The sequence below is a fragment of the Mycetocola sp. Y791 genome, assembly GCF_059445325.1.
The window spans coordinates 477,572-499,921 of sequence record NZ_JCAIUC010000003.1 but is presented as its reverse complement, the minus strand read 5'-3'; the positions used below and the strand labels follow the sequence as shown (position 1 = coordinate 499,921).

General features: G+C 64.2%; 18 protein-coding genes. 12 read left to right on the top strand and 6 right to left on the bottom strand.

Features of this window, described 5'->3' with window-relative positions:
* Nucleotides 1–5: 5 nt before the first annotated feature.
* Entirely contained in the window at nucleotides 6–1,379 is a 1,374-nt protein-coding gene (gene lpdA / locus AC1C2N_RS11425) for a dihydrolipoyl dehydrogenase (protein WP_483404232.1), read from the bottom strand.
* Nucleotides 1,380–1,475: 96 nt separating this feature from the next.
* Entirely contained in the window at nucleotides 1,476–2,975 is a 1,500-nt protein-coding gene (locus tag AC1C2N_RS11420) for a leucyl aminopeptidase (RefSeq protein WP_495434035.1), read from the bottom strand.
* 115 nt (nucleotides 2,976–3,090) lie between these two features.
* On the opposite strand from AC1C2N_RS11420, the gene AC1C2N_RS11415 reads away from it, so the two are divergent.
* The 5 genes from AC1C2N_RS11415 to AC1C2N_RS11395 all read left to right on the top strand — a co-directional run bounded on the left by AC1C2N_RS11415 (nucleotide 3,091) and on the right by AC1C2N_RS11395 (nucleotide 8,895).
* Nucleotides 3,091–4,032, top strand: a complete 942-nt coding sequence (locus AC1C2N_RS11415; protein WP_483404230.1) for a proteasome assembly chaperone family protein — start codon at nucleotides 3,091–3,093, stop codon at nucleotides 4,030–4,032.
* A gap of 25 nt (nucleotides 4,033–4,057) precedes the next feature.
* On the top strand, nucleotides 4,058–5,374 hold the full coding sequence (locus tag AC1C2N_RS11410) for an MFS transporter (protein WP_495434034.1): 1,317 nt from the start codon (nucleotides 4,058–4,060) through the stop codon (nucleotides 5,372–5,374).
* A 224-nt stretch (nucleotides 5,375–5,598) separates the two neighbouring features.
* A complete protein-coding gene (locus AC1C2N_RS11405) occupies nucleotides 5,599–6,870 on the top strand; it encodes an RNA polymerase sigma factor (RefSeq protein WP_495434033.1) in 1,272 nt (423 codons plus the stop codon).
* Nucleotides 6,854–8,158 carry a Mur ligase family protein gene (locus AC1C2N_RS11400; RefSeq protein WP_495434032.1) on the top strand — a complete coding sequence of 435 codons (1,305 nt, stop codon included), beginning with the start codon at nucleotides 6,854–6,856 and terminating at the stop codon, nucleotides 8,156–8,158. Before AC1C2N_RS11405 ends, AC1C2N_RS11400 begins: the two co-directional genes overlap by 17 nt.
* Nucleotides 8,155–8,895, top strand: a complete 741-nt coding sequence (locus AC1C2N_RS11395) for a type 1 glutamine amidotransferase (protein WP_495434031.1) — start codon at nucleotides 8,155–8,157, stop codon at nucleotides 8,893–8,895. Before AC1C2N_RS11400 ends, AC1C2N_RS11395 begins: the two co-directional genes overlap by 4 nt.
* A 98-nt stretch (nucleotides 8,896–8,993) precedes the next feature.
* On the opposite strand, the gene AC1C2N_RS11390 is transcribed toward AC1C2N_RS11395, so the two are convergent.
* A complete protein-coding gene (locus AC1C2N_RS11390) occupies nucleotides 8,994–9,239 on the bottom strand; it encodes a DUF7455 domain-containing protein (protein WP_108961943.1) in 246 nt (81 codons plus the stop codon).
* Between the two features lie 179 nt (nucleotides 9,240–9,418).
* Between AC1C2N_RS11390 and AC1C2N_RS11385 the strand changes: the two genes are divergently transcribed.
* The gene (locus tag AC1C2N_RS11385) at nucleotides 9,419–11,500 is read left to right on the top strand and encodes a DNA gyrase/topoisomerase IV subunit B (protein WP_495434030.1); all 2,082 of its coding nucleotides are present in this window, start codon (nucleotides 9,419–9,421) and stop codon (nucleotides 11,498–11,500) included.
* Nucleotides 11,501–11,611: 111 nt separating this feature from the next.
* On the opposite strand, the gene AC1C2N_RS11380 is transcribed toward AC1C2N_RS11385, so the two are convergent.
* Complete coding sequence (locus tag AC1C2N_RS11380; RefSeq protein WP_495434029.1) at nucleotides 11,612–14,089, bottom strand: DNA gyrase/topoisomerase IV subunit A; 2,478 nt, start codon at nucleotides 14,087–14,089, stop codon at nucleotides 11,612–11,614.
* Nucleotides 14,090–14,178: 89 nt separating this feature from the next.
* On the opposite strand from AC1C2N_RS11380, the gene AC1C2N_RS11375 reads away from it, so the two are divergent.
* The gene (locus AC1C2N_RS11375; RefSeq protein WP_495434028.1) at nucleotides 14,179–15,318 is read left to right on the top strand and encodes an alkaline phosphatase family protein; all 1,140 of its coding nucleotides are present in this window, start codon (nucleotides 14,179–14,181) and stop codon (nucleotides 15,316–15,318) included.
* Nucleotides 15,319–15,335: 17 nt separating this feature from the next.
* On the opposite strand, the gene sepH is transcribed toward AC1C2N_RS11375, so the two are convergent.
* Entirely contained in the window at nucleotides 15,336–16,370 is a 1,035-nt protein-coding gene (gene sepH / locus AC1C2N_RS11370) for a septation protein SepH (RefSeq protein ID WP_495434027.1), read from the bottom strand.
* 198 nt (nucleotides 16,371–16,568) lie between these two features.
* Here sepH and AC1C2N_RS11365 point away from each other — a divergent pair, with 198 nt between their 5' ends.
* Nucleotides 16,569–16,862: a DUF4193 domain-containing protein gene (locus AC1C2N_RS11365; RefSeq protein ID WP_121658897.1), complete on the top strand. Its 294-nt coding sequence runs from the start codon at nucleotides 16,569–16,571 to the stop codon at nucleotides 16,860–16,862.
* On the opposite strand, the gene AC1C2N_RS11360 is transcribed toward AC1C2N_RS11365, so the two are convergent.
* Entirely contained in the window at nucleotides 16,859–17,320 is a 462-nt protein-coding gene (locus AC1C2N_RS11360; protein ID WP_495434026.1) for a DUF3093 domain-containing protein, read from the bottom strand. The genes AC1C2N_RS11365 and AC1C2N_RS11360 overlap by 4 nt on opposite strands.
* A gap of 38 nt (nucleotides 17,321–17,358) precedes the next feature.
* Here AC1C2N_RS11360 and dut point away from each other — a divergent pair, with 38 nt between their 5' ends.
* From dut to acnA, 4 genes are all read left to right on the top strand, one after another.
* A complete protein-coding gene (gene dut, locus AC1C2N_RS11355; RefSeq protein WP_483404220.1) occupies nucleotides 17,359–17,817 on the top strand; it encodes a dUTP diphosphatase in 459 nt (152 codons plus the stop codon).
* Nucleotides 17,814–18,551: a DUF3710 domain-containing protein gene (locus AC1C2N_RS11350; protein WP_483404219.1), complete on the top strand. Its 738-nt coding sequence runs from the start codon at nucleotides 17,814–17,816 to the stop codon at nucleotides 18,549–18,551. Before dut ends, AC1C2N_RS11350 begins: the two co-directional genes overlap by 4 nt.
* On the top strand, nucleotides 18,551–19,327 hold the full coding sequence (locus AC1C2N_RS11345) for a DUF3159 domain-containing protein (RefSeq protein ID WP_495434025.1): 777 nt from the start codon (nucleotides 18,551–18,553) through the stop codon (nucleotides 19,325–19,327). Before AC1C2N_RS11350 ends, AC1C2N_RS11345 begins: the two co-directional genes overlap by 1 nt.
* 159 nt (nucleotides 19,328–19,486) lie before the next feature.
* Nucleotides 19,487–22,297, top strand: a complete 2,811-nt coding sequence (acnA, locus tag AC1C2N_RS11340) for an aconitate hydratase AcnA (RefSeq protein ID WP_483404217.1) — start codon at nucleotides 19,487–19,489, stop codon at nucleotides 22,295–22,297.
* The last annotated feature ends 53 nt before the right edge of the window (nucleotides 22,298–22,350 follow it).

Genomic DNA, 22,350 nt, shown 5'->3' with positions numbered 1-22,350 from the left:
GAGAACTAGAGTGCGTGCAGGGGCTTTCCCGCGAGGGCGAGGAAAGCCTCGCCGAGCGCTTCGCTCTGTGTGGGGTGAGCGTGGATCAGAGGAGCGAGGTCCTCCGGGTACGCTTCCCAGTTCACAGCGAGCTGGCCTTCAGTGATGAGTTCGCCAACCCGGGCACCGATCATGTGGACTCCGACAACGGGGCCGTCGATGACACGAACGACCTTGACGTTTCCGGCGGTTCCGATGATCTCGCTCTTGCCGTTGCCGGCGAGGTTGAAGTCGTACGCCTTGATCTTGTCTGCGCCGTACTGCTCAGCAGCCTTCGCTTCGCTGAGACCGACTGATGCGACCTCAGGGTCGCAGTAGGTGACTTTGGGGATGTTGACGTCGGGGATAAGCACCGGCTTGAGTCCGGCGATCTCCTCGACGGCGAAGATGCCCTGCTGGAAACCGCGGTGTGCAAGCTGGAGGCCGGGGACGATGTCGCCGACGGCGTAGAGGCCCGGGATGTTGGTCTCGAGGCGCTCGTTCGTGATGACGAAGCCACGGTCCATCGTGACGCCGACCTCTTCGTAACCGAGGTTGGCCGTCGACGGGCCACGACCGACAGCGACGAGGAGAAGCTCGGCCTCGATGGTCGTTCCGTTCTCGAGCGTGATGACCACGCCGTTCTCGTCCTGGGTCACACCCTGGAAGCGCACGCCGAGCGAGTAGTTGATGCCGCGCTTGCGGAATGCGCGCTCGAGTCCCTTGCTGATGGACTCGTCTTCATTGGGAACGAGGTGCGGGAGAGCCTCGATGATCGTGACATCCGAACCGAACGACTTCCACACGCTCGCGAATTCGACGCCGATGACGCCTCCGCCGAGTACGGCAACCTTCTTGGGCACGAAGTCGAGTTCGAGTGCGTGTTCGCTCGTGATGACGCGTCCGCCGATGTCGAGACCGGGGAGCGAGCGGCTGTACGATCCCGTGGCGAGGATCACGTTCTTGCCCGTAACCGTCGTGTCGCCAACCTGTACCGTCGTCGGCGACGTCAGCCGGCCTTCACCCTCGATGACCGTAATTCCGCGCGCCTTGATCAGGCCCTGGAGTCCCTTGTACTTCTTCGCGACGATTCCTTCGCGGTACGCGGTGACGCCCGAGATGTCGATGCTGTCGAACGTGGCCTTCACGCCGTACTTCTCCGAGTCACGCGACACGTCGGCAACCTCGGCCGAGTGCAGAAGCGCTTTGGTTGGAATGCAGCCGCGGTGGAGACAGGTGCCACCGAGCTTGTCTTTCTCTACAAGTCCGACGGTAAAGCCGAGCTCGCTAGCGCGCAATGCTGCTGCGTAGCCGCCGCTTCCACCACCGAGAATGACGATGTCAAAATTCTGCTCCGACACTGAGTTGCTCCCTCGTGCATCTGGGTTCATGCGTAAGTCACCGTCCCTGGGTCGGGGTGGTAACGCGATAGGCGTTTTACTGCCCATACGACCTTACTACGGGCGGGAAAAGTCTTCGGCCATCCTGAGCAGCGATCGAACGGCCACTCCGGTCGGCCCTGTCCCGGTGAATCCATACGCGGATTCACCGTTGGTGCCGGAACCGGCGATGTCGAGGTGCGCCCACGGAATGGACGGAGCGTCGGGTGCATCGCTCGTCTTTCCGATGAACTCGCGCAGGAACAGGCCGGCGAGGAGCATTCCGCCCGCCCGGTTTCCGACCTTGGCGTTCACGAGGTCAGCCACATCGGAGCGAAGCAGGCCCCTGAGTTCCTCGGCGAACGGCATCGGCCACATGGTTTCACCTGTGGACTTCGCGGCGTCGAGGACCTGCGCGACAAACGCGTCATCTCCCATGACACCCGAGTACCGGTTGCCCAGTGCCACGACGGCGGCGCCGGTCAGCGTGGCGACGTCGACGATGGCATCCGGCATCTCGGCACTCGCGGCAACGAGACCATCCGCCATGACCAGTCGGCCTTCGGCATCCGTGTTTGTGACCTCGACGGTTGTACCGTTCTTGATCCGCAGAACGTCGCCGGGGCGAATTGCTGTCCCTGACGGCATGTTCTCCGCGATGCACAGCCACGCAGTGACCCGCACGTTGAGGTTCAGCTCGGCTGCCGCGCGAACGACGGCGAGGACCGTTGCCGCGCCGGTCATGTCGTCTTTCATGCCGAGCATGGACGCCGCGGGCTTGAGGCTCAGTCCGCCGGTGTCGAAGGTGATGCCCTTGCCGACGAGTGCGAGGTGGCGAGGAGCGCCTTCCGGAGCGTACGCCAGTTTGACGAGACGCGGCCCGCGGCTTGAGCCCTGGCCGACACCGAGGATGCCGCCGAACCCGTCACGCTTCAGGGCGTCTTCGTCCCACACGGTGACGTCGATGGGCAGGTCGCGAACGGATGCCTCCGCCGCCTTGGCGAGCGTCTCCGGGTACAGATCGTTCGCGGGCGTCGCTGCGAGGTCCTTGACCTCGGCGACAGCGCTGGCGATGACGAGCGCCCGCGTGGTGAGAGCGGCGACCTCGTCACTGCCGGCCAGTGCGTCGTCAGCGACCACGGTCACGCGCGCGACGGGGGTCTTCTGGCTGTCGATGGATGTGCCCTTGTACGCGGTAAAGGAGTACGCGCCGAGCGCAGACCCCTCAAGCACGGCGGCCAGGGCAGCTGCATCGCCGAGGGGGAGGGCGATGGCGACCGACGTCGCGCCAGCGAGCTGCCTGACCGCGGAGCCCGCGGCGAGGCGAAGGGCGTCCGGGGAGATGGTTGCCCCAATACCAATGATCGCGATGGTCGGAAACTCAGCGGTCCCTGGCACGCGAACGAGCTGGTCCACCGCGCCTGTGACGCCAACGGCGCCCAGCGATGCGGAAAGGAATTCGAAACCGTCAGGGGCGTGCAGCCGGGGACTCTTCCCCTCGGCAGTTGCGCCGACGACGAGGACGTCGGCATTCAGATCGGAGGCGGAGCGGGAGACGGAGAGTGCGGGAACGGCCATTGCTTCATGCTAGCCCGTGGCGCCCGAGCGGCAGTTGCCGGCCTGTTCGCTCTGGGCGCGCGTCCACGGTCGCGTCGGGGGAGGTTCGCTCCTCTGCGCCGCTTAGAGTGGATGCATGAGCGTTTCCGGCGATCTGTTCGAGCTGACCCCAACGGCATCCGCTGTGCCCCAGGGGCTTGACCTCGTGATCGCGCTGACCGGGTTCTCCGATGCCGGTGGTGCGGCTGGCCAGTTCAACGAGTACTCCCGCGAGGCGGTGTCGAGCGAACCGATCGCCGTCTTTGACAACGATCTACTGCTCGACTACCGCGCACGGCGGCCGATCATCTATTTCAATGAAGACCGCCTCACCGAGTACTCGCCTCCTGCGCTCCAGCTCTCGCTGGCCGAGGACGACATGCACAGGCCCTTCCTCATGCTGACCGGATACGAGCCCGACTTCCTCTGGGAGCGCTTCGTCCGCGAGGTCATCGCGTTGATCGACCGTTTCGGCGTCGCCCGCACGATGTGGGTTCACGCGATCCCGATGCCGGTTCCGCACACCCGCCCGATCGGAGTCACGGTGAGCGGTACGCGCGAAGACCTGATCGACGCGATGAGTGTATGGCGTCCACACACCCAGGTCCCGGCCAACGTTCTTCACCTGCTCGAGTACCGCCTCACCGAACGCGGGTCGGATGTCGCTGGATTCGCGTTGCTGATTCCGCACTACCTCGCAGACACCGAGTTCCCAGCGGCGGCACTCGCGACGATCGACAGCATCAGCGCGGCGACCGGGCTCATCCTCCCGACCGACGAGCTCAGGGAAGAGGGCAGGGACTTCGTCTCTCGCATCGACGAGCAGGTGCAGGGCAACGAGGAGCTTCAGCGCCTCGTCGGTACCCTGGAGCAGCGCTACGACGCCTACATGGAGAACAACTCCCTGAAGTCGCCATTGATGGACTCGGATGGCGAGCTCCCGAGTGCCGACGAGATCGCGGACGAACTGGAGAAATTCCTGGCCGCACGGAAGGGTCACGACGACGGACCGTCCGGTAGCCAGGACTCACGACCCTGATCGCCGGCTGGCATAGGGTTGACGGGTGAATTCCCGCAGATCCTGGTTCGTCTTCTGGGTTGGTGTCATTGCGTACATCGCCGCGGTCATGCAGCGGTCGACGCTCGGCGTAGCGGGAGTGTCCGCAGTCGAGAGGTTCGATGCGACGGCGTCAGCCCTCAGTACGCTCGCGGTCGTCCAGCTCATCGTTTACGCTGCGCTCCAGGTCCCGATCGGTGTTCTCATCGACAGGCTTGGCCCGCGCATTCTCATCATCTGCGGACTGTCGCTCATGGTTGCCGGGCAGGCCGTCCTGGCCTTTGCCCCGTCGATCGGTGTCGCCGTTCTCGGGCGGGTTCTGGTTGGCGCCGGTGACGCGGCAATTTTCGTCTCGGTGATGCGACTGGTGACGTCGTGGTTCTCCGGGCGGACGGTTCCGCAACTGTCACAGTGGATGGGCAACCTCGGTCAGGCCGGGCAGATCCTCTCGGCGATCCCATTCGCATGGGTTCTTCACGAGGCAGGGTGGACGTCCGCGTTTCTCGCCGCCGCGTCCTTCGTCGCGCTTGCCCTCGTCCTCTCCCTCGCGGTGATTCGTGACCGGCCCGCCAGCTCGACAGAGCAGCCGCGGGTGGCGACGCTCGGCGAGGCGCTCAGGGAACTGCGGGCGAGCTTCACCCGTCCCGGCACCCAGCTGGGCTTCTGGGCCCACTATTCGACGCAGTCATCCGGAACCGTGTTCTCGCTGCTGTGGGGCTACCCGTTCATGGTCTACGCGATGGGACTCGACGAGCCGCTCGCCGCCTCAATGCTTCTCGTTGTCGTGGCATCCGGTGTTGTCATCGGTCCCGTTCTCGGCCTGCTCTCGGCGAGGTTCCCGTACAGGCGAAGCAATCTCGTTCTCGCGATCGTGTTCGTGATCGGCGGGGCGTGGGCGCTCTTCCTGAGCTGGCCGGGTGTGCCTCCGCTCTGGCTGCTCATCCTTCTCCTCGTCGTTCTCGGCGCTGGCGGTCCCGGATCCCTGATCGGATTCGACTTTGCCAGGACCTTCAACCCCGTGCGCGTGCTCGGCGCAGCCAACGGGGTCGTCAATGTCGGAGGGTTCCTCGCCAGCTTCGTCATGATGTTCCTGATCGGCGTGATCCTCGATGTCCAGGCCTCTCCGGGGGCGGGTACCGCAGAGCTGTACAGCATCTCTTCGTTCAAGCTCGCGTTCCTCGTGCAGTACCTCGTAATCGGTTTCGGAGTGGTCATGCTGATCGGTGCTCGCAGGCGGACGCGTCGCAGAATTGTCATGGATGAGGGAATTGAAGTGGGGCCATTGTGGGTTGCAGCTATAGAGAGATTCCGACGCCGCCGCTGAGGTCGCCGCAGGGCGGGCGCCGGGAACAGGACCCATGGCGGGGTAGCTGGTGAAAACGTGGCATAATGCTCATAAGGACCCGTTCAGGTTCCCGAGGCATGCACGTCGTGAAGCGAGCAGTGAAGCGCCCGGACTTGACATGGGTCCTCGTAATGTCCGAAAACAATATGGACCCGCGAGCGAGTTCTGGCGACTCCTTCGCTCGGGGACTGAAAGGTGCTCTTATGGCCACCAAGGCCGCACAAACTTCGGCAGAAGAAGAACAGACGACAGCGACAGCCGCAGCCGTGAAGGCTCCGGCAGCGAAGAAGATGACAGCGGCTGCAGCGGCGAAGGCCGCGAAGGCAGCAGCCACAGACGACGCGCCCGCTAAGGCGCCCGTGAAGCGCGGGGCAAAGAAGAAGACGGCCGACGTCGTCGACGAGGCCGCCGCCGCTCCTGACATCGCCGACGACGATCACGACGACGACGACAGCAAGCCGAGCACGATCGCGACGGAAGCTCTTCCGCAGGGTGCGCTCGTTCTGTCCGCCACCGACGACGAAGACGAACTCCCCGTCTACTCCTCGGCCATCACCGGTGCCACAGCCGACCCGGTCAAGGACTACCTGAAGCAGATCGGAAAGGTCGCGCTTCTCAACGCGGCCGAAGAGGTCGAGCTCGCGATGCGCATCGAGGCGGGCCTGTTCGCCGAGGACAAGCTGTCGCAGATGGATGACGCTGCAAAGCGTACCCAGCTCGGCCGCGAACTGACGTGGGTAGCCAAAGATGGCGCACGGGCGAAGAGTCACCTGCTCGGAGCGAACCTCCGCCTCGTGGTGTCTCTCGCGAAGCGGTACACAGGTCGCGGAATGCAGTTCCTCGACCTCATCCAGGAGGGGAACCTCGGCCTCATCCGTGCGGTCGAAAAGTTCGACTACACCAAGGGCTTCAAGTTCTCGACCTACGCCACCTGGTGGATTCGTCAGGCGATCACCCGCGCGATGGCCGACCAGGCGCGCACCATCCGTATTCCGGTGCACATGGTCGAGGTCATCAATAAGCTCGCCCGCGTCCAGCGGCAGATGCTGCAGGACCTCGGTCGCGAGCCGACGCCTGAAGAGCTCAGCCGCGAACTCGACATGACGCCGGAGAAGGTCATCGAGGTGCAGAAGTACGGTCGCGAACCGATCTCGCTTCACACGCCACTCGGTGAAGACGGAGACAGCGAGTTCGGTGACCTCATCGAGGACACCGAGGCTGTCGTTCCCGCCGACGCGGTCGGCTTCACCATGCTGCAGAAGCAGCTCGAAAGCCTGCTCGACTCACTGAGCGAGCGCGAAGCCGGAGTCATCCGGATGCGCTTCGGCCTCGGTGACGGTATGCCCAAGACCCTCGACCAGATCGGCGACACCTTCGGTGTCACGCGTGAGCGGATCCGCCAGATCGAGTCGAAGACGATGGCCAAACTGCGCCACCCGTCCCGGTCGCAGTCGCTTCGTGACTACCTTGAGTAAACCGACAGGCCTGCACTACGTCCTTCCCATCTTCGCCGGTCGCGTGACGCGCTTTGTCACGCGACTGCGCGGAGGCGGAAGCGCGATGCCCGGCGTCGTGGTGCAGAAGCTTGCCCCGCACATCATGCGGGACGTCGCCTCACAACTGCCCTACGGGGTCGTGTTCGTCCTCGGCTCCAATGGCAAGTCGACAACGACCAACCTGCTTTCCGCGATCATGCGCGAGCACGGCCTCCGCGTCTTCACGAATCCCTCCGGCGCAAACATGCCGCAGGGCATCGCATCGGCGATCCTCGCTGAGACGAGCCTCACCGGTCGCATGGATGCCGACATCGCCATCCTCGAGATCGACGAGGGCTACGGCGTCGCCATTGCGAGGCAGCTGAAGCCTGAAACTGCAGTGATCCTCAATCTGCTCGTCGACCAGATCTACCGCTTCGGTGAGCCGGATAAAGTCGCTCAGATGTTCCGCGGTATCGCCGCGGAAATCGGGTCGTCGATCGTGCTCAACCGCGATGACAACTTCCTGGGCAAGCTCGGCAGCGAACTTGAGGCCGAGGGCCGACTGGCCGTCGACTACTTCGGCGCAACGCCGGAGGTACAGGCTGCCGCTCCACACGGCCAGGTTTCAGCCCGAGACTTTACCGACGCCGCAGCAACGCTCACGCGTCCCGCTGTTGCTGAGGTCGTTCGCGCCGACGGTTACGACGCGCAGATCTCGTTCGCGGGGACTGTGCACGACATCCGGATGCCGTCACGCGGCCTGCACTACGCGGTGGACATCGCAGCGGCATTCACCCTTGCCGCACGCAACCTCGGCGACAAGTTCGACATTCACCGGGCAATTACCGCCGTCCAGACCACGAAGACCGTCTACGGTCGTGGGGAGATCCTGCAGGTCAACGGCGTTGAGGTCGAAATCCTCATGCTCAAGAACCTTGCGAGCCTCCAGCTGAACCTGGACTACCTGCAGGAGACGCCGGACTCCGTGCTGTTCGCCTACGACGAGTCGAGCAAGGACCCGTCCTGGCTCTACGCGGCAGACCTGAGCCGGCTCGACCATGTCGATGTCATCTCCGGGCCGAAGGGTGCCTTCGTGGCACTTCGACTGGCCTACGAGGGCAAGGACTACGGGATCATCGAACCCGACATCACGAAGGCAGTGCAGCGGATGCTCGACGGCCCACGGCCGAAGAGCGGGCGTCACACGTTCTTCCTCGACTATGACCAGATGATGGCGACCCGTCGTTACCTCGGCTACAAGGACCTGGAAGCGGGTGCAGCATGACGATCTCGGTTCTGGAACTCTACCCGGCCCACCTCTCGCTGAACGGTGACGTCGGCAACCGCACTGCGCTTGTCCGGCGGATGCGCCTCGCCGGCCTGGACGTCGCTGAACACGCGTACAACCCGGGTGACGAACTGCCGGAAACCCCCGACATTGTCACCATCGGGACGGGGACATCGAGCGCCCAGCGTTCGCTGGCCTCCGACATCGCTCGACTCGCGCCGCGGCTCGCCGAGTGGTCTGCCCACGGCGTTGTGATCTTCGCCGCCGGGGCGGGTTTCCACCTGCTCAGTGGTTCGGTCCGGTTCGGTGCCGACGAAGTCATTCCGGGCGCTGGCGTTTTCGCCGGCTCGGTGGACTCCTCGCGGCCCCGCACGATCACCGAAGCGTTCGCCGTTGAGAGCGAATTCGGTCTGCTGGTCGGAACGGAGAACCACACGTCGGTCTTCGTCGGCCGTCCTGACCAGAAACCACTCGGCCGTGTGCGGAACGGCGTCGGCAACGGCGATGGTACCGACGGCGCTGTCGTCGGTAACAGCTACGGCACGCACCTGCACGGCCCCGCGCTGGTCCTGAACCCTGCGCTGGCTGATCACCTGATCACGCTCGCGGCGTCACGCGCCGGCGAGGATTACGTGAAGAACGACCAGCACGTCGCGCTCGACAAGACCGTCGAGCTGGCGAGGGCAATTCTCATCAATAAGCTGCCTGCGGCTGTGCAGAAGCCCAGGGACTAACCTGTGAGCCCGCCAGCCGGGTGCACGAAAAAACGCCGCCCGGCTCCGGGCGGCGTTTTTTGTGTGGGTGTGTGTTGATGTGTACGAGACGGCGGCAGTCAGGCGCGCTGGTCTTCGAGAAGCCTCGAAGACTCGTCGTGCCAGCTGTGTGCGATCGCACTGAGCTTTTCCTGGTACTTCTTGCCGTGGTGTGCGCAGAACAGCAGTTCGCCGCTCTTGACGACAACACGAATGTAGGCCTGGGCACCGCAGCTGTCGCAGCGGTCAGCCGCCGTCAGCTTTGGCTCAAGCGTGTCAACGGCGCCGGTCTCTTTTCCGACCGTACCGTTTTCTCCCTCTGACATGAGCTCCTCCTGACCTCGCGTTTTGACCTAAATGCCTTGTAACCCAATGAAACCACGCGAACCCGGGAATCGGCCCACTCGCGCGGGTATTTCGCTGTGCGCGTAGACCGGGGCGGGCGGAGGCGAATGCCTCTCGTGTCTTGGGGCGTTTCCCGTCTTACCGTCTATAGGCTTGTGAGGTGAGTTCTGACTATTCCGCCCGCCATCTGTCTGTCCTCGAGGGTCTCGAGGCCGTACGCAAGCGTCCCGGAATGTATATCGGGTCCACTGACTCGCGCGGTCTCATGCACTGTCTCTGGGAAATCATCGACAACTCCGTCGATGAGGCGCTCGGCGGCCACGGTGACCACATCGATGTTGTGCTGCACGAAGACGGAAGCGTCGAAGTTCGCGACCGCGCCCGCGGCATCCCTGTCGACATCGAACCGAAGACCGGTCTGAGCGGTGTCGAGGTCGTCTTCACGAAGCTTCACGCCGGTGGAAAGTTCGGGTCTGGATCCTACGCCGCGTCTGGTGGACTCCACGGCGTTGGCGCCTCTGTCGTCAACGCGCTGAGCGAACGACTCGACGTCGAGGTCGATCGTGACGGGAAGACATGGGCCATGTCGTTCCACCGCGGCGAGCCGGGAATCTTCGATGATAAAGGCCGCGAGCCGAGCCCGGATGCCCCGTTCACGCCGTTCGAGTTCGGGAGCGAACTGCGGGTGGTCGGCAAGGTCAAGAAGGGCGTGACCGGTTCGCGGGTCCGCTACTGGGCTGACCGGCAGATCTTCACGAAGGGCGCCGCGTTCCAGATGGACGACCTGGTTGCCCGCGCCAGGCAGACCGCGTTCCTCATCCCTGGACTTGCCCTCACCATCGATGACCGGCGTTCGCCCGACGCGGGTTCACACCTCTTCCAGTACGAGGGAGGCATCTCGGAATTCGTCGAGCACCTCGCTACAGACACCCCGGTCACCGATGTCTGGCGACTCCAGGGATCTGGCACGTTCACCGAGACCGTTCCGGTGCTGAACGACAGCGGTGCCATGGTGCCGACCGAACTCGAACGCACCTGTGAAGTGGACATCGCCCTGCGCTGGGGGACCGGGTACGACACGGTCACGAAGAGCTTCGTCAACATCATCGCGACGCCCAAGGGCGGTTCGCACCAGCTCGGGTTCGACCAGGGACTGCTCAAGTTCCTTCGCCAGCAGGTTGAACTCAATTCCCGCAGGCTCAAGGTCGGCAACGACAAGCTCGAGAAGGACGACGTGCTCGCCGGCCTCACGGCCGTGCTGACCGTGCGCCTGCCAGAGCCACAATTCGAGGGGCAGACCAAAGAGGTCCTCGGCACCCCCGCGGCACGCAATATCGTGTCCGCCGTCGTCACGAAGGCTCTCAAGGAACGATTCTCGTCGCCGAAGCGCGACGACAAGGCACAGACCGCACTCGTGCTCGACAAGGTTGTCTCCGAGATGAAGTCCCGGATTTCCGCGCGAGCGCACAAGGAGACCCAGAGGCGCAAGAACGCCCTCGAAAGCTCGACCCTTCCGGCGAAGCTCGTTGACTGCCGGTCAAACGACGTCGCCAACAGCGAACTCCTGATCGTCGAGGGTGACTCGGCGCTCGGCACGGCAAAGAACGCGCGGGACAGCGAGTACCAGGCACTCCTCCCGATCCGGGGCAAGATTCTCAACGTGCAGAAGGCATCCGTGTCTGACATGTTGTCGAACAGCGAGTGCGCCTCGATCATCCAGGTGATCGGTGCAGGCTCCGGGCGCAGCTTCGATCTCTCCGCCGCGCGCTACGGCAAAGTCATCATCATGAGTGACGCCGACGTCGACGGCGCGCACATCCGCACGCTGCTCCTGACGCTGTTCTTCCGGTACATGCGACCCATGATCGCGGAGGGCAGGGTATTCGCTGCCGTCCCGCCGCTCCACAGGGTCATCGTGGTGAACCCCGGCTCAAAGCCGAACGACACGATCTACACCTACTCCGAGCAGGAGTTGCACGCCGTGCTCGCTAACCTCAAGAAGACGAACAAGCGCTACCTCGAACCGATTCAGCGTTATAAGGGCCTCGGCGAGATGGATGCCGACCAGCTGGCGACCACAACGATGGACCGGCGCCACCGGACGCTTCGCCGGGTGCAGGTACCTGACGCCGAGCAGGCGGCACAGGTGTTCGAGTTGCTGATGGGGAACGACGTTGCACCGCGCAAGGAGTTCATCATCGACAGCTCCGACCGGCTCAACCGCGACCGCATCGACGTTTAGCGGAGCGGTTCGCCGAGATCACCCGAAGCGGTCGAGATCATCCGTTGTAGCGGGTGGTCTCGACCGGAACGGGTGTTCTCGGCTACGGCGATCGGCGATCGGCGAGCGGTCTTAGACTGCGATCTCGCTGCCGATGAAGCCGATCACCGAGTCGATCATCGTGCCGGACGCGTCACGCTTCGCGCCGACCTCCGGCAGGGTCCTGGCGGACCCATCGGGTCCCACTGCCATCGCCGGTGTCGGTCCCACCCAGGCCAGGGCGAGGATGTCCTCACCCCTCAGGAACGTGTGGGTGCGAACTCCACCGGTCGCGCGGCCCTTTGCCGGGTACTCGGAGAAAGCCGACACCTTGGCCCTGCCAGGGTCTGTGCCGGGTATCGTCTCGCTGCTGACCGACACTGTTGCCACAGAGATGTCTGCGCCGGGGTCGACGGCGCCGAAGAAGATGATGTGGCTGTCCGCCGGCAGGGTCATGCCCGCCATGCCTCCGGCCGGCCGGCCCTGCGGTCGAACCGCTGACGCCGGGAAGTGAAGCAGTTGCGCCGCTGAACTGACGAAGACCAGATCGGTCGACTCAGGGGCCTGAACGGCTCCGACGACCTCATCCTTGGGCTTGAGGCCGATGACCTCGAAGTCCGGCTTGTTCGGCCAGTCTCCGGGACTCACGCGCTTGACCACGCCCTGCCGGGTGCCGAGAGCTATCGCATCAGTACTCTCAAGCGAGACCAGGGCGAGCACGCGCTCGGCCTTGTTCGGCAATGCCAGGTAGTCACCGATCTTCACTCCAGCCCCCAGCTGCAGCGAGTTGACGGGTACGACGGGCAGGTCGACCGGGCTGAACTTCACCAGGCGGCCGAGTGACGTCACAGCGCCGATTTCAGACCGGGATGTCGTCTCGAGCGTCGACAGGATGGCGTCGTGTTTCGTGCGTCTCCGAACGCGGGCATTTCCGGCGGGCGCCTCGCCCTCGGCACGCTCGGTCAGGTCGATGCGGAGCGCACGGCCTGTCGCTGACAGGTAGACCCTGCAGGGCACGTCGGCCACTTCGAGCTGCGCAGACTGGCGTTTCGCCGCGGCGGTTGCGATGCTGGGCCGCGCCTCCGTGAGGAGGGTGCGGCGCGGCGTGCCGAAGCGCTCCGCGACGTCGGCGAGTTCGACAGACACCTGTTTGCGGATGAGCGCTTCGCTCGAGAGCAGCAGCTCGAGTTCGGCGATCTCGGCCTTGAGCTTGTCGCGTTCGGCCTCGAGCTCGATCCGGGAGAACCGGGTGAGCCTGCGCAGGCGCAGTTCGAGGATGTATTCGGCCTGCAGTTGCGACAGATCGAACACCTCGATGAGGCGCGTGCGGGCCTGGTCGGTGTCATTGCTCGCCCGGATCACCTGGATGACCTCGTCGATGTCGACGATGGCGATGAGCATGCCCTCGACGAGGTGCAACCGCTCACGACGGCGCGCGAGCCGGTAGGAGGAGCGACGTGTGACGACCTCGATCCGGTGATCCACATAGACCTGGAGCAGTTCGCGGAGACCGAGTGTCTGCGGGCCGCCATCGACGAGCGCCACGTTGTTGATGCTGAAGCCGTCTTCGAGCGGTGTGTACCGATAGAGCTGTTCGAGCACTGCCTCGGGGCTGAAGCCGGTCTTGATGCCGACGACGAGGCGGAGGCCGTGTGTGCGGTCGGTGAGGTCGGTGACGTCCGAGATGCCGCTGAGCTTCTTGTTGGTGACGCCGTCCTTGATCTTCTCGATCACGCGCTCGGGACCGACGAGGTACGGCAGTTCGGTGAAGACGAGTCCGGTCTTCCTCGCCGAGAGGCTCTCGACCGAGACTTTGGCGCGAGTCTTGAAACTTCCACGGCCGGTCGCGTATGCGTCTTTGATTCCGGCGAGTCCGACGATGGTGCCGCCGGTGGGGAGGTCAGGGCCCGGCACGAACTCCATCAGTTCGTCGAGGGTCGCGTCGGGGTGGGCGAGCAGGTGCCTGGCTGCGCCGACGACCTCGACAAGGTTGTGCGGCACCATGTTCGTTGCCATACCGACGGCGATACCGCTCGCACCGTTGACGAGCAGGTTCGGGAACGCGGCGGGGAGAACTTCGGGCTGCGTGAGCTGGTTGTCGTAGTTCGGGATGAAGTTGACGACGTCTTCGTCGAGGCCGTCGGTCATGGCGAGTGCGGCGGCGTCGAGGCGGGCCTCCGTGTACCGTGCAGCGGCCGGTCCGTCGTCGAGTGAACCGAAGTTACCGTGACCGTCGATGAGAGGTACGCGCATGGTGAATGGCTGGGCGAGACGCACGAGGGCGTCGTAGATCGCACTGTCGCCATGCGGGTGCAGCTTTCCCATGACTTCACCGGTCACTCGAGCGCTCTTCACGTGCCCGCGCTCCGGGCGGAGCCCCATCTCGGTCATCATGTAAAGAATGCGCCGCTGGACGGGCTTGAGGCCGTCGCGAGCGTCAGGAAGCGCGCGCGAGTAGATCACCGAGTATGCGTACTCGAGGAACGAGCCCTGCATTTCTGTGGAGACGTCGACGTCCTGGATGCGCTCGGTGAAGGACTCGGGAGCTGCGGGGGTTTTCTTCGGGGTCATTCGGCGTTTCTCGGGCAGGAAAAGGGAGGATGGCGGATGCCGGTCGGGCAAGCGAGCCGCGTCGGCGACTCTGTGCCAGACTTGGCCCGATGGCCACAATGCTACCCACCGACAAAGCAGGCGCCCGCAGCCTTGCCGATGTTCTGCCGAATTCCCTCGCCGCGCTCAGGGGGATTCCGAACGAACTATCGCTCCCCGCCGCTGAATCCGTCGTCGTTGTTGTGGTCGACGGGCTCGGGCGGGCACAGCTCCAGGCCCGCGCCGGGCACGCACGCTTCCTGACGTCCACCAAGAGCGACGCCATCGTGAGCGTCTTTCCCTCGACGACAGCGGCCGCACTGGCCACCTTCGCGACGGGTGCGCTCCCCGGTGCACACGGGCTGGTCGGCTACCGCACCCTGGACGCCGCCAACGATCGGCTGGTGAACCAGTTGAACGGCTGGGATGAGCGAATGGTCCCCGAGACCTGGCAGCGCGAACGAACCGTCTTCGAAAAGGCGGGCGATGACGGCATCCGTACCTTCGCGATCGGACAGGCCAAGTACGCAGCGTCAGGATTCACCCGAGCCATCCTGCGTGGCGCGAGTTATGTGTCGGCAAACACCATCGCAGAGCGACGCGCGGCCGCTGTGCGGGTGGCCCGGGATCACCCGGGTTCACTGATCTACCTCTATATCCCGGAGCTCGACAGGGCCTCGCACCAGTACGGGTGGCAATCGGACCAGTGGCTCTCCGTGCTCGAAGCGGTTGACGCCGAGGTCTCAACCCTGAGTTCGGAGCTCCCGGCGCGCACGGGACTGCTCGTGACGGCCGACCACGGGTCAGTTGACGTTCCGCCGTCGTCGCACGTGTTGTTCGACACGACACCAGAGCTGATCGACGGCGTACGGCACGCCGGGGGAGAACCGCGCTGCCTGCACCTGTACCTGGAGCCGGGCGCAACGGCATCCGACCGCGCAACCCTCGCTCGGATCTGGGAAGAGAGCGAGTCTCAGCGCGCCTGGGTCTCCACCCGCGAGGAGCTCGTGGAATCAGGTCTCCTGGGACCGGTCTCCGACGAGGTCCTCCCACGAATCGGAGACGTGGTCGTTGCAGCTCGCAAACGGATCGTGTACTACGACTCCAGGCCGGCCGACCAGTCAGCGCGCAAGATGATCGGCCAGCACGGGTCACTGACCCACGAGGAGCGGTCGATACCGCTGATCAGGCTCGGCGCTTTCACACGCTGACGACGAGCCCGACCTGATCAGTCTTCGTCGGTGCGGGCCCCGAAGACGATCTCGTCCCACGACGGCATGGCCGTGCGGCCACGCTTGCCGCTGCCGCGGGCCGGAGTAACCGGTGTCTCGGCCGGGGCCGGAACAGCCTGCGGCTTGTCGGGGAGAGGGGCGTCAACCCTCGGAGCCTTCGCTGTCTCCAGCTGCGCCTCGTCGGTGTGCGCCGACTCGCGTTCGCCCCTGCGCTTACGCAGGGCCTCGAGGAGGTCAGCGGTCTGGTTTGACTGTGAGCCCGGGTCTTCCGCCCGGTTGATCGCGGCCGCAGCGGCTGCCTTCGAGGATGCCTGCGGGCGCCCGAGCGCGGAGATGTCAATGGTCGGTGACAGGTCAAGGCTCTCATCGGAGCTGTCGCGGAAGTTGAATGCTCCGCTGTCGAACCGGCTGTCATCGGGGCGTGAGTCGTCGCGCTCGACGGCGCGAAGGCGGGGGATGAGGCCCTGCTGCGGGAGCTCGCCCTGCTTCGACAGGGTCACAGCTTCACTGTTCATCGGTGCGAGCGCCTGCTTCTTCGGCTCGAAGCTCCACCGCGCATCGTGGTCGATCTCGCTGGCCGTGAACGACAGCTTCACCACCCAGCCGCCTGACGGCTCCTTCCAGCTGGTCCACCGCTCCTCCGACGCACCCAGTGACTCGAGACGAGCCCTGATGGCGGAGCCAAAGGTGTCGTCGTCGTCCTCGCGCGTCGGGTCGATGGTGGTCAGCACGTGCACGCTCAGCGCGGCGCCGACGATGTGTTCGCGCTCAGCGAGAACCGGACCCTCGAAGCGCTGAACGTACTCGAGGTCGGCGCCGGTGATGTCGGCGACTTCCTCGGCCGACAGTCCTGACCTGATGTGGGCCTGAACCTCACGCGGGCTCGGCTTTGGACCCTGTGTCGGCTCCTTGCGGCTGCGGCGCACATGGGACTGCAAAACCTCGTCGATAACGAGACGAAAACGCTCGCCGCTCTCTGTCGCGGCGATGAGGGCGCCGTCTTCAACGCCAATGACCTTCAAATCGTGCATGATCAACTGCCTCTCAGGCTGTGATTTGTTATCCAAATGGTGTCACGGCATGTGCCATTTACGTGGGAATACAGTGGGCGTGCCGTGGGTTCCACACCGTGTCGCTTCTCAGAGGCCAAAGCCGGTTTGCTATTCGATCCAGATTGATGCAAACTGTGGCCGCCGAAGCGATCGGAAGACAACAAGAAGTGGATGGAAATGGCAACGGATTACGACGCCCCAAGGAAGACCGACGACGATTCAGAGTCGATTGAGGCCCTCAAGGAGCGCGTGCCAGACAAACTGTCAGGATCGGTCGGCGACGAAGATGCCGACAATCCTGGTGGTTTCGATCTGCCGGGCGCCGACCTTTCGGACCTGGACCTGGACGTTGTTGTGCTGCCCCCGCAGGCTGACGAGTTCACCTGCGTTGAGTGCTTCCTCGTGAAGCACCGCTCACAGATCGATCACGAGTCAAAGCTCGGACCGGTTTGCCTGGAGTGTGCAGCCTAAGTCTCGATGGGAACATCTGGCCGTTGTGATCGCAAGATCGCAGCGGCCAGTTTTGTTGGGTGGCGCGACGACAACAACCAGTAGGGGGTCGGGTCAAGCGGGTCGACGATCTGCAGCCGGACAACCCCACGGATGCCGCCACGGATGACGAGGAACGCTCTGACGTCGAGGCGCTGGCCGCGCTCGAGGGTCGCTTCATCACCCTCGAACGCCGTGGCGTCTCCGATCAGCTCAACGGGAATCGACGCGCGCCCCACACTGAGGATGCCGTTTTTCACCTCGATGACCGGTGCACCGTAAATAAAGAGGAGAAGGCAGCCCACGTAAAGGACGACTCCGGTGAGAGCGCCGACAGGGACACTGATCGGGGCAAGCACGAGCAGGCTTGCCGGAAGCACAAGTGCCGTCACCCCGACGATCCACACGGCAGGCCATAAACGTTCTCGATATTCGGCCATGTCTCTTCTCATCCAGACTTCTGCACTACCCTCGACACGTGACCGAAAGCGTAGACGTACTCATTGTCGCCCCGGAACTGCCCAACTACGCCCACCCGGGCGATGCGGGCGCTGATCTCAAGTCTACTGAAGACCTGACCCTCGAGCCGGGGGAACGACGGGTCGTCGGTACCGGCGTATCAATCGCCCTTCCCGACGGCTATGCAGCCTTTGTGGTTCCCCGCTCAGGGCTGGCATCCAAGCACGGCATCACCGTCGTCAATTCACCCGGCACCGTCGACGCCGGATACCGTGGCGAAATCCGTGTGACGCTGCTGAACACCGACAGCAGCGAGCCGTACACGATTAAGGCGGGGGACAGGATCGCACAGATGATCGTCATGCCGGTCTCACAGGCCAGATTCGTGCCGGTCGAGACGCTGCCAGGCAGCCTCCGCGGGGACAGGGGTTTCGGTTCCACCGGCTACGACACGATCCAGACAGGAGCCCAGTCATGAGCAAGAAGAAAAAGAACATCGAAGCGACGGCCAATCCTGACGTCAACGCACAGGACGAGTCAGAGTCGACCGAGGTGGATGTCACCGACGTCGACGACTCCACCCAGTCGGCAGAACTCGCGGAGTCCGAAGCCGCCGAGGAGCCGGACGCGCTCGATATCTCGAAGTCTGCACCCGAGAACCGGGCAAGCGACGGCCCGTTCGACGAGTCAGAGGCCAACCCGGTCAGGCCGTACATCGATCTCGGCGGAGTGAAAATCCTTCCCCGCGACGGCCTCAACCTCCGGCTCGAGGTTGAGGAGAGCACGAAGCGCATTGTCGCGGTCGGACTCGACTACGCAGGTTCAACCCTCCAGATTCAGCCGTTCGCCGCTCCCCGCAGCACCGGACTGTGGCACGAGACGCGGGAACAGATTCAGGAACAGATCGCCAGGCAGGGCGGAACGGTCACGGAGCGCGAAGGTGCTCTCGGTCCGGAACTGCTCGCCGAGGTTCCCGTCGTCGCGAGCGCCGGTGGAGCACCGGGGACGCGAATCGCCCGGTTCGTCGGCGTTGACGGTCCTCGCTGGTTCCTCCGCGGTGTCATCGCCGGCGACGCAGCAACCCAGGATGAGGCTGCGGCCCTCGTCGAGGATCTCTTCCGCAGCGTTGTCGTTGTCCGCGGTTCGGCACCGATGCCTCCGCGCGACCTGATCCCGCTCGTGATGCCGCCGACGGCGGCCCGGACGGACTGATGCCAGGCCTCGACGAGGACGGCGCAACGGCCAGGCAGGCCACGCCCTCCGCCGACCCCGGCAGCGACAGGGCCAGCGCCGACACCGGCGAAACAGCCGCCGTCGTCGGCGCTGCCCTCGCTGACGCCGCGAGGAAAGCAGGGCTTGAGTCGCTGGCGCGTGCCGACCGACCCAACGGGCACGTGCTGCTCGAGGCGATGGGCGGCATCCGGGGGATCATCGAGGCCGTCGTGCCCGGCCTGCTCTTCCTCGTTGTCTACACCGTTTCGAAGAACCTGCCGCTGTCGCTGGGCGTGTCTGTCGGCATAGCGGCCATCCTGACCGTTGCACGTCTGGTCCAGAAGACGCCGGTGGCCAGCGCGGTCGGCGGTCTGATCGGGGCAGTGGCATCCGCTGTCTTCGCGCTCGTCACCAACCGGCCGGAGGACAACTTCGTTCTCGGGTTCGTGACCAATGGCGCGTATGGTGCAGCCCTGCTCATCTCGGTACTCGTCGGGTGGCCGCTCATCGGGCTCGTCGCCGGCTACCTGATGAGCGATTCGACAGCGTGGAAGAAGGATGCCGTCAAGCGACGGACGTTCATCATCCTCACGCTGTGCTGGGCGGGGATGTTCATCGCGAGGCTCGCTGTCCAGCTGCCGCTCTACGCTGCGGGCAACGTTGAATGGCTCGCGGCGACAAAGCTCCTCATGGGATTGCCGCTCTACGCCCCTCTTCTTATCCTGACGTGGCTGGTCGTCCGCGCGTTGTACCGCACCAGTCCCGTTCGCCCCTGATAGAGTTATCTCGACATCAAGATAAATTGATGCAGGTGCTCCCTGAGGCATTGGGCGGTTGTTAGGCAAACCTTGCTAGAAAAACTGGCCAAGGGGAACCCAAGATTGACCCAAGGCAGGCAGCGTGTCAGTGCCTGTGCCAACGAAGGAGAAGGCTACGTGTCTACAGTTAATAGCTTCGGGGCGAAGAACACACTCACAGTCGGCGGTACCGACTACGAGATCTTCCGTCTCGACACCGTCCAGGGCTACGAGAAGCTGCCGTTCAGCCTCAAGGTCCTTCTGGAGAACCTGCTCCGCACCGAAGACGGCAAGAACGTCACGGCTGAGCAGATCCGCACGCTCGGTAACTGGGACCCCTCAGCGGAGCCTGACACCGAGATCCAGTTCACGCCCGCCCGCGTCGTCATGCAGGACTTCACCGGTGTTCCCTGCATCGTCGACCTCGCCACCATGCGTGAGGCCGTCGCCGAGCTCGGTGGCGATCCCACCAAAATCAACCCGCTTGCCCCCGCAGAGCTCGTCATCGACCATTCAGTGATCGCTGACCTCTTCGGCACCGAAGACGCCCTCGAGCGCAACGTCGAGATCGAGTACGAGCGAAACGGTGAGCGCTACCAGTTCCTCCGCTGGGGCCAGACCGCGTTCGAAGACTTCAAGGTTGTGCCGCCGGGAACCGGCATCGTGCACCAGGTCAACATCGAGTACCTCGCCCGCGTGACGTACACCCGCGAGGTCAACGGCGCGCTCCAGGCGTACCCTGACACGCTCGTCGGCACCGACTCGCACACCACGATGGTCAACGGCCTTGGCGTACTGGGCTGGGGCGTCGGCGGAATCGAAGCCGAGGCAGCGATGCTCGGCCAGCCCGTCTCGATGCTCATCCCCAAGGTGGTCGGATTCAAGCTCTCCGGCTCGATCCCCACCGGTGTCACGGCGACAGACGTCGTCCTCACCATTACCCAGCAGCTCCGGAAGCACGGCGTTGTCGGCAAGTTCGTCGAATTCTACGGAGAGGGCGTCGCCGAGGTCCCCCTCGCCAACCGCGCCACCATCGGAAACATGAGCCCCGAGTTCGGTTCGACGGCAGCGATGTTCCCCATCGACGATGTCACCCTCGACTACCTGCGCCTCACCGGCCGCAGCGAAGAGCAGGTCAAGCTTGTCGAGGAGTACTCGAAAGTCCAGGGCCTGTGGCACGACCCGTCGGTCGAGCCGGCCTTCAGCGAGTACCTCGAACTCGACCTGTCGACAGTGGTCCCATCGATCGCGGGTCCGAAGCGCCCGCAGGACCGGATCGAGCTCAGCGCAGCGAAGAACCAGTTCGAGGTCGACCTGAACAACTACGCGGACGTCGAGCACGATCTCGTCGACCTCGAGGTCAGCGAATCGTTCCCCGCGTCAGACCCGCCAGCGAACACGCCGGAGAGCGAGCACAACAACCACGTTCACTCGCACACGAGTTCAGCGCCATCAACGGCGTCGAAGCCAACAAGCGTGACCCTCGACGACGGTTCCACGTTCACCATTGACCACGGTGCCGTCACCATCGCCGCGATCACGTCGTGCACGAACACCTCCAACCCGTCGGTCATGCTCGCAGCAGGTCTGCTCGCCCGCAACGCAGCGAAGAAGGGGCTCACGGCAAAGCCGTGGGTCAAGACGACGCTTGCACCGGGTTCCAAGGTCGTCACCGACTACTACGCCAAGGCGGGACTCACCGACGACCTCGAAGCCCTCGGCTTCTACACCGTCGGCTACGGCTGCACCACGTGCATCGGAAACTCCGGACCGCTCGCAGAGGAAATCTCTGCTGCGATCAACGAGAGCGACCTCGCCGTGACCGCAGTGCTCTCGGGTAACCGCAACTTCGAAGGCCGGATCAACCCGGACGTGAAGATGAACTACCTGGCGAGCCCGCCACTCGTGATCGCGTACGCCCTCGCCGGGTCGATGAACTTCGACTTCGAAACGGATGCCCTCGGCAAGGACACCGAAGGAAACGACGTGTTCCTCAAGGACATCTGGCCCGACTCCGCCGAGGTCCAGAAGACGATCGACAGCTCAATCGACACCGAGATGTTCACGCACGAGTACGCGTCGGTCTTCGAGGGTGATGAGCGCTGGCGTTCACTTCCGACCCCGGCAGGAAGCACGTTCGACTGGAACCCCGAGTCGACCTACGTCCGGAAGCCACCGTACTTCGACGGCATGACGATGGAGACCACCCCGGTCACCGACATCACCGGCGCCCGTGTGCTCGCCAAGCTCGGCGACTCGGTCACGACCGATCACATCAGCCCGGCCGGATCGATCAAGGCGGACAGCCCTGCCGGCCGTTACCTGACCGAGCACGGGATTTCCCGCAAGGACTTCAACTCGTACGGTTCCCGTCGTGGAAACCACGAGGTGATGATTCGCGGAACCTTCGCGAACATCCGCCTGAAGAACCAGCTGCTCGACGGCGTCGAGGGTGGATACACCCGCGACTTCACCCAAGCAGACGCGCCAGAGTCGTTCATCTACGACGCGTCGCAGCACTACCAGGAAGCCGGCATCCCGCTGGTCATCCTCGGTGGCAAGGAATACGGCTCCGGTTCCTCTCGCGACTGGGCGGCAAAGGGTACGAGCCTGCTCGGCGTCAAGGCCGTCATCACCGAGAGCTTCGAGCGCATTCACCGCTCGAACCTCATCGGAATGGGCGTTGTCCCGCTGCAGTTCCCCGTTGGCGAGAGCTGGGAGAGCCTGGGCCTCGACGGTACCGAGTCGATCAGCATCATCGGTCTGGATGCGCTGAACAACGGCACGACCCCGAAGACGGTGCACGTCGTCGCCGAGCCCACCGCGCACTCGCCCGAGGGCAAGCAGCCGGTTGAGTTCGACGCTGTGGTCCGCATCGATACGCCGGGTGAAGCTGACTACTACCGCAACGGTGGAATCCTTCAGTACGTGCTGCGGAGCCTCGTCTAAGCACACAGATTGACCCATTCTCGACGCCGCCCCTGAGTGATTCCAACCGGAAA

Excerpts from the sequence above, each read along its gene's own strand:
- AC1C2N_RS11395 (WP_495434031.1), top strand. The coding sequence starts at position 8,155 with ATGACGATCTCGGTTCTGGAACTCTACCCGGCCCACCTCTCGCTGAAC.
- AC1C2N_RS11415 (WP_483404230.1), top strand. The coding sequence starts at position 3,091 with ATGAGCGTTTCCGGCGATCTGTTCGAGCTGACCCCAACGGCATCCGCT.
- AC1C2N_RS11380 (WP_495434029.1), bottom strand. The coding sequence starts at position 14,089 with ATGACCCCGAAGAAAACCCCCGCAGCTCCCGAGTCCTTCACCGAGCGC.
- AC1C2N_RS11405 (WP_495434033.1), top strand. The coding sequence starts at position 5,599 with ATGGCCACCAAGGCCGCACAAACTTCGGCAGAAGAAGAACAGACGACA.
- AC1C2N_RS11360 (WP_495434026.1), bottom strand. The coding sequence starts at position 17,320 with ATGGCCGAATATCGAGAACGTTTATGGCCTGCCGTGTGGATCGTCGGG.
- AC1C2N_RS11365 (WP_121658897.1), top strand. The coding sequence starts at position 16,569 with ATGGCAACGGATTACGACGCCCCAAGGAAGACCGACGACGATTCAGAG.
- AC1C2N_RS11350 (WP_483404219.1), top strand. The coding sequence starts at position 17,814 with ATGAGCAAGAAGAAAAAGAACATCGAAGCGACGGCCAATCCTGACGTC.
- sepH (WP_495434027.1), bottom strand. The coding sequence starts at position 16,370 with ATGCACGATTTGAAGGTCATTGGCGTTGAAGACGGCGCCCTCATCGCC.
- AC1C2N_RS11345 (WP_495434025.1), top strand. The coding sequence starts at position 18,551 with ATGCCAGGCCTCGACGAGGACGGCGCAACGGCCAGGCAGGCCACGCCC.
- AC1C2N_RS11375 (WP_495434028.1), top strand. The coding sequence starts at position 14,179 with ATGGCCACAATGCTACCCACCGACAAAGCAGGCGCCCGCAGCCTTGCC.
- AC1C2N_RS11390 (WP_108961943.1), bottom strand. The coding sequence starts at position 9,239 with ATGTCAGAGGGAGAAAACGGTACGGTCGGAAAAGAGACCGGCGCCGTT.
- AC1C2N_RS11420 (WP_495434035.1), bottom strand. The coding sequence starts at position 2,975 with ATGGCCGTTCCCGCACTCTCCGTCTCCCGCTCCGCCTCCGATCTGAAT.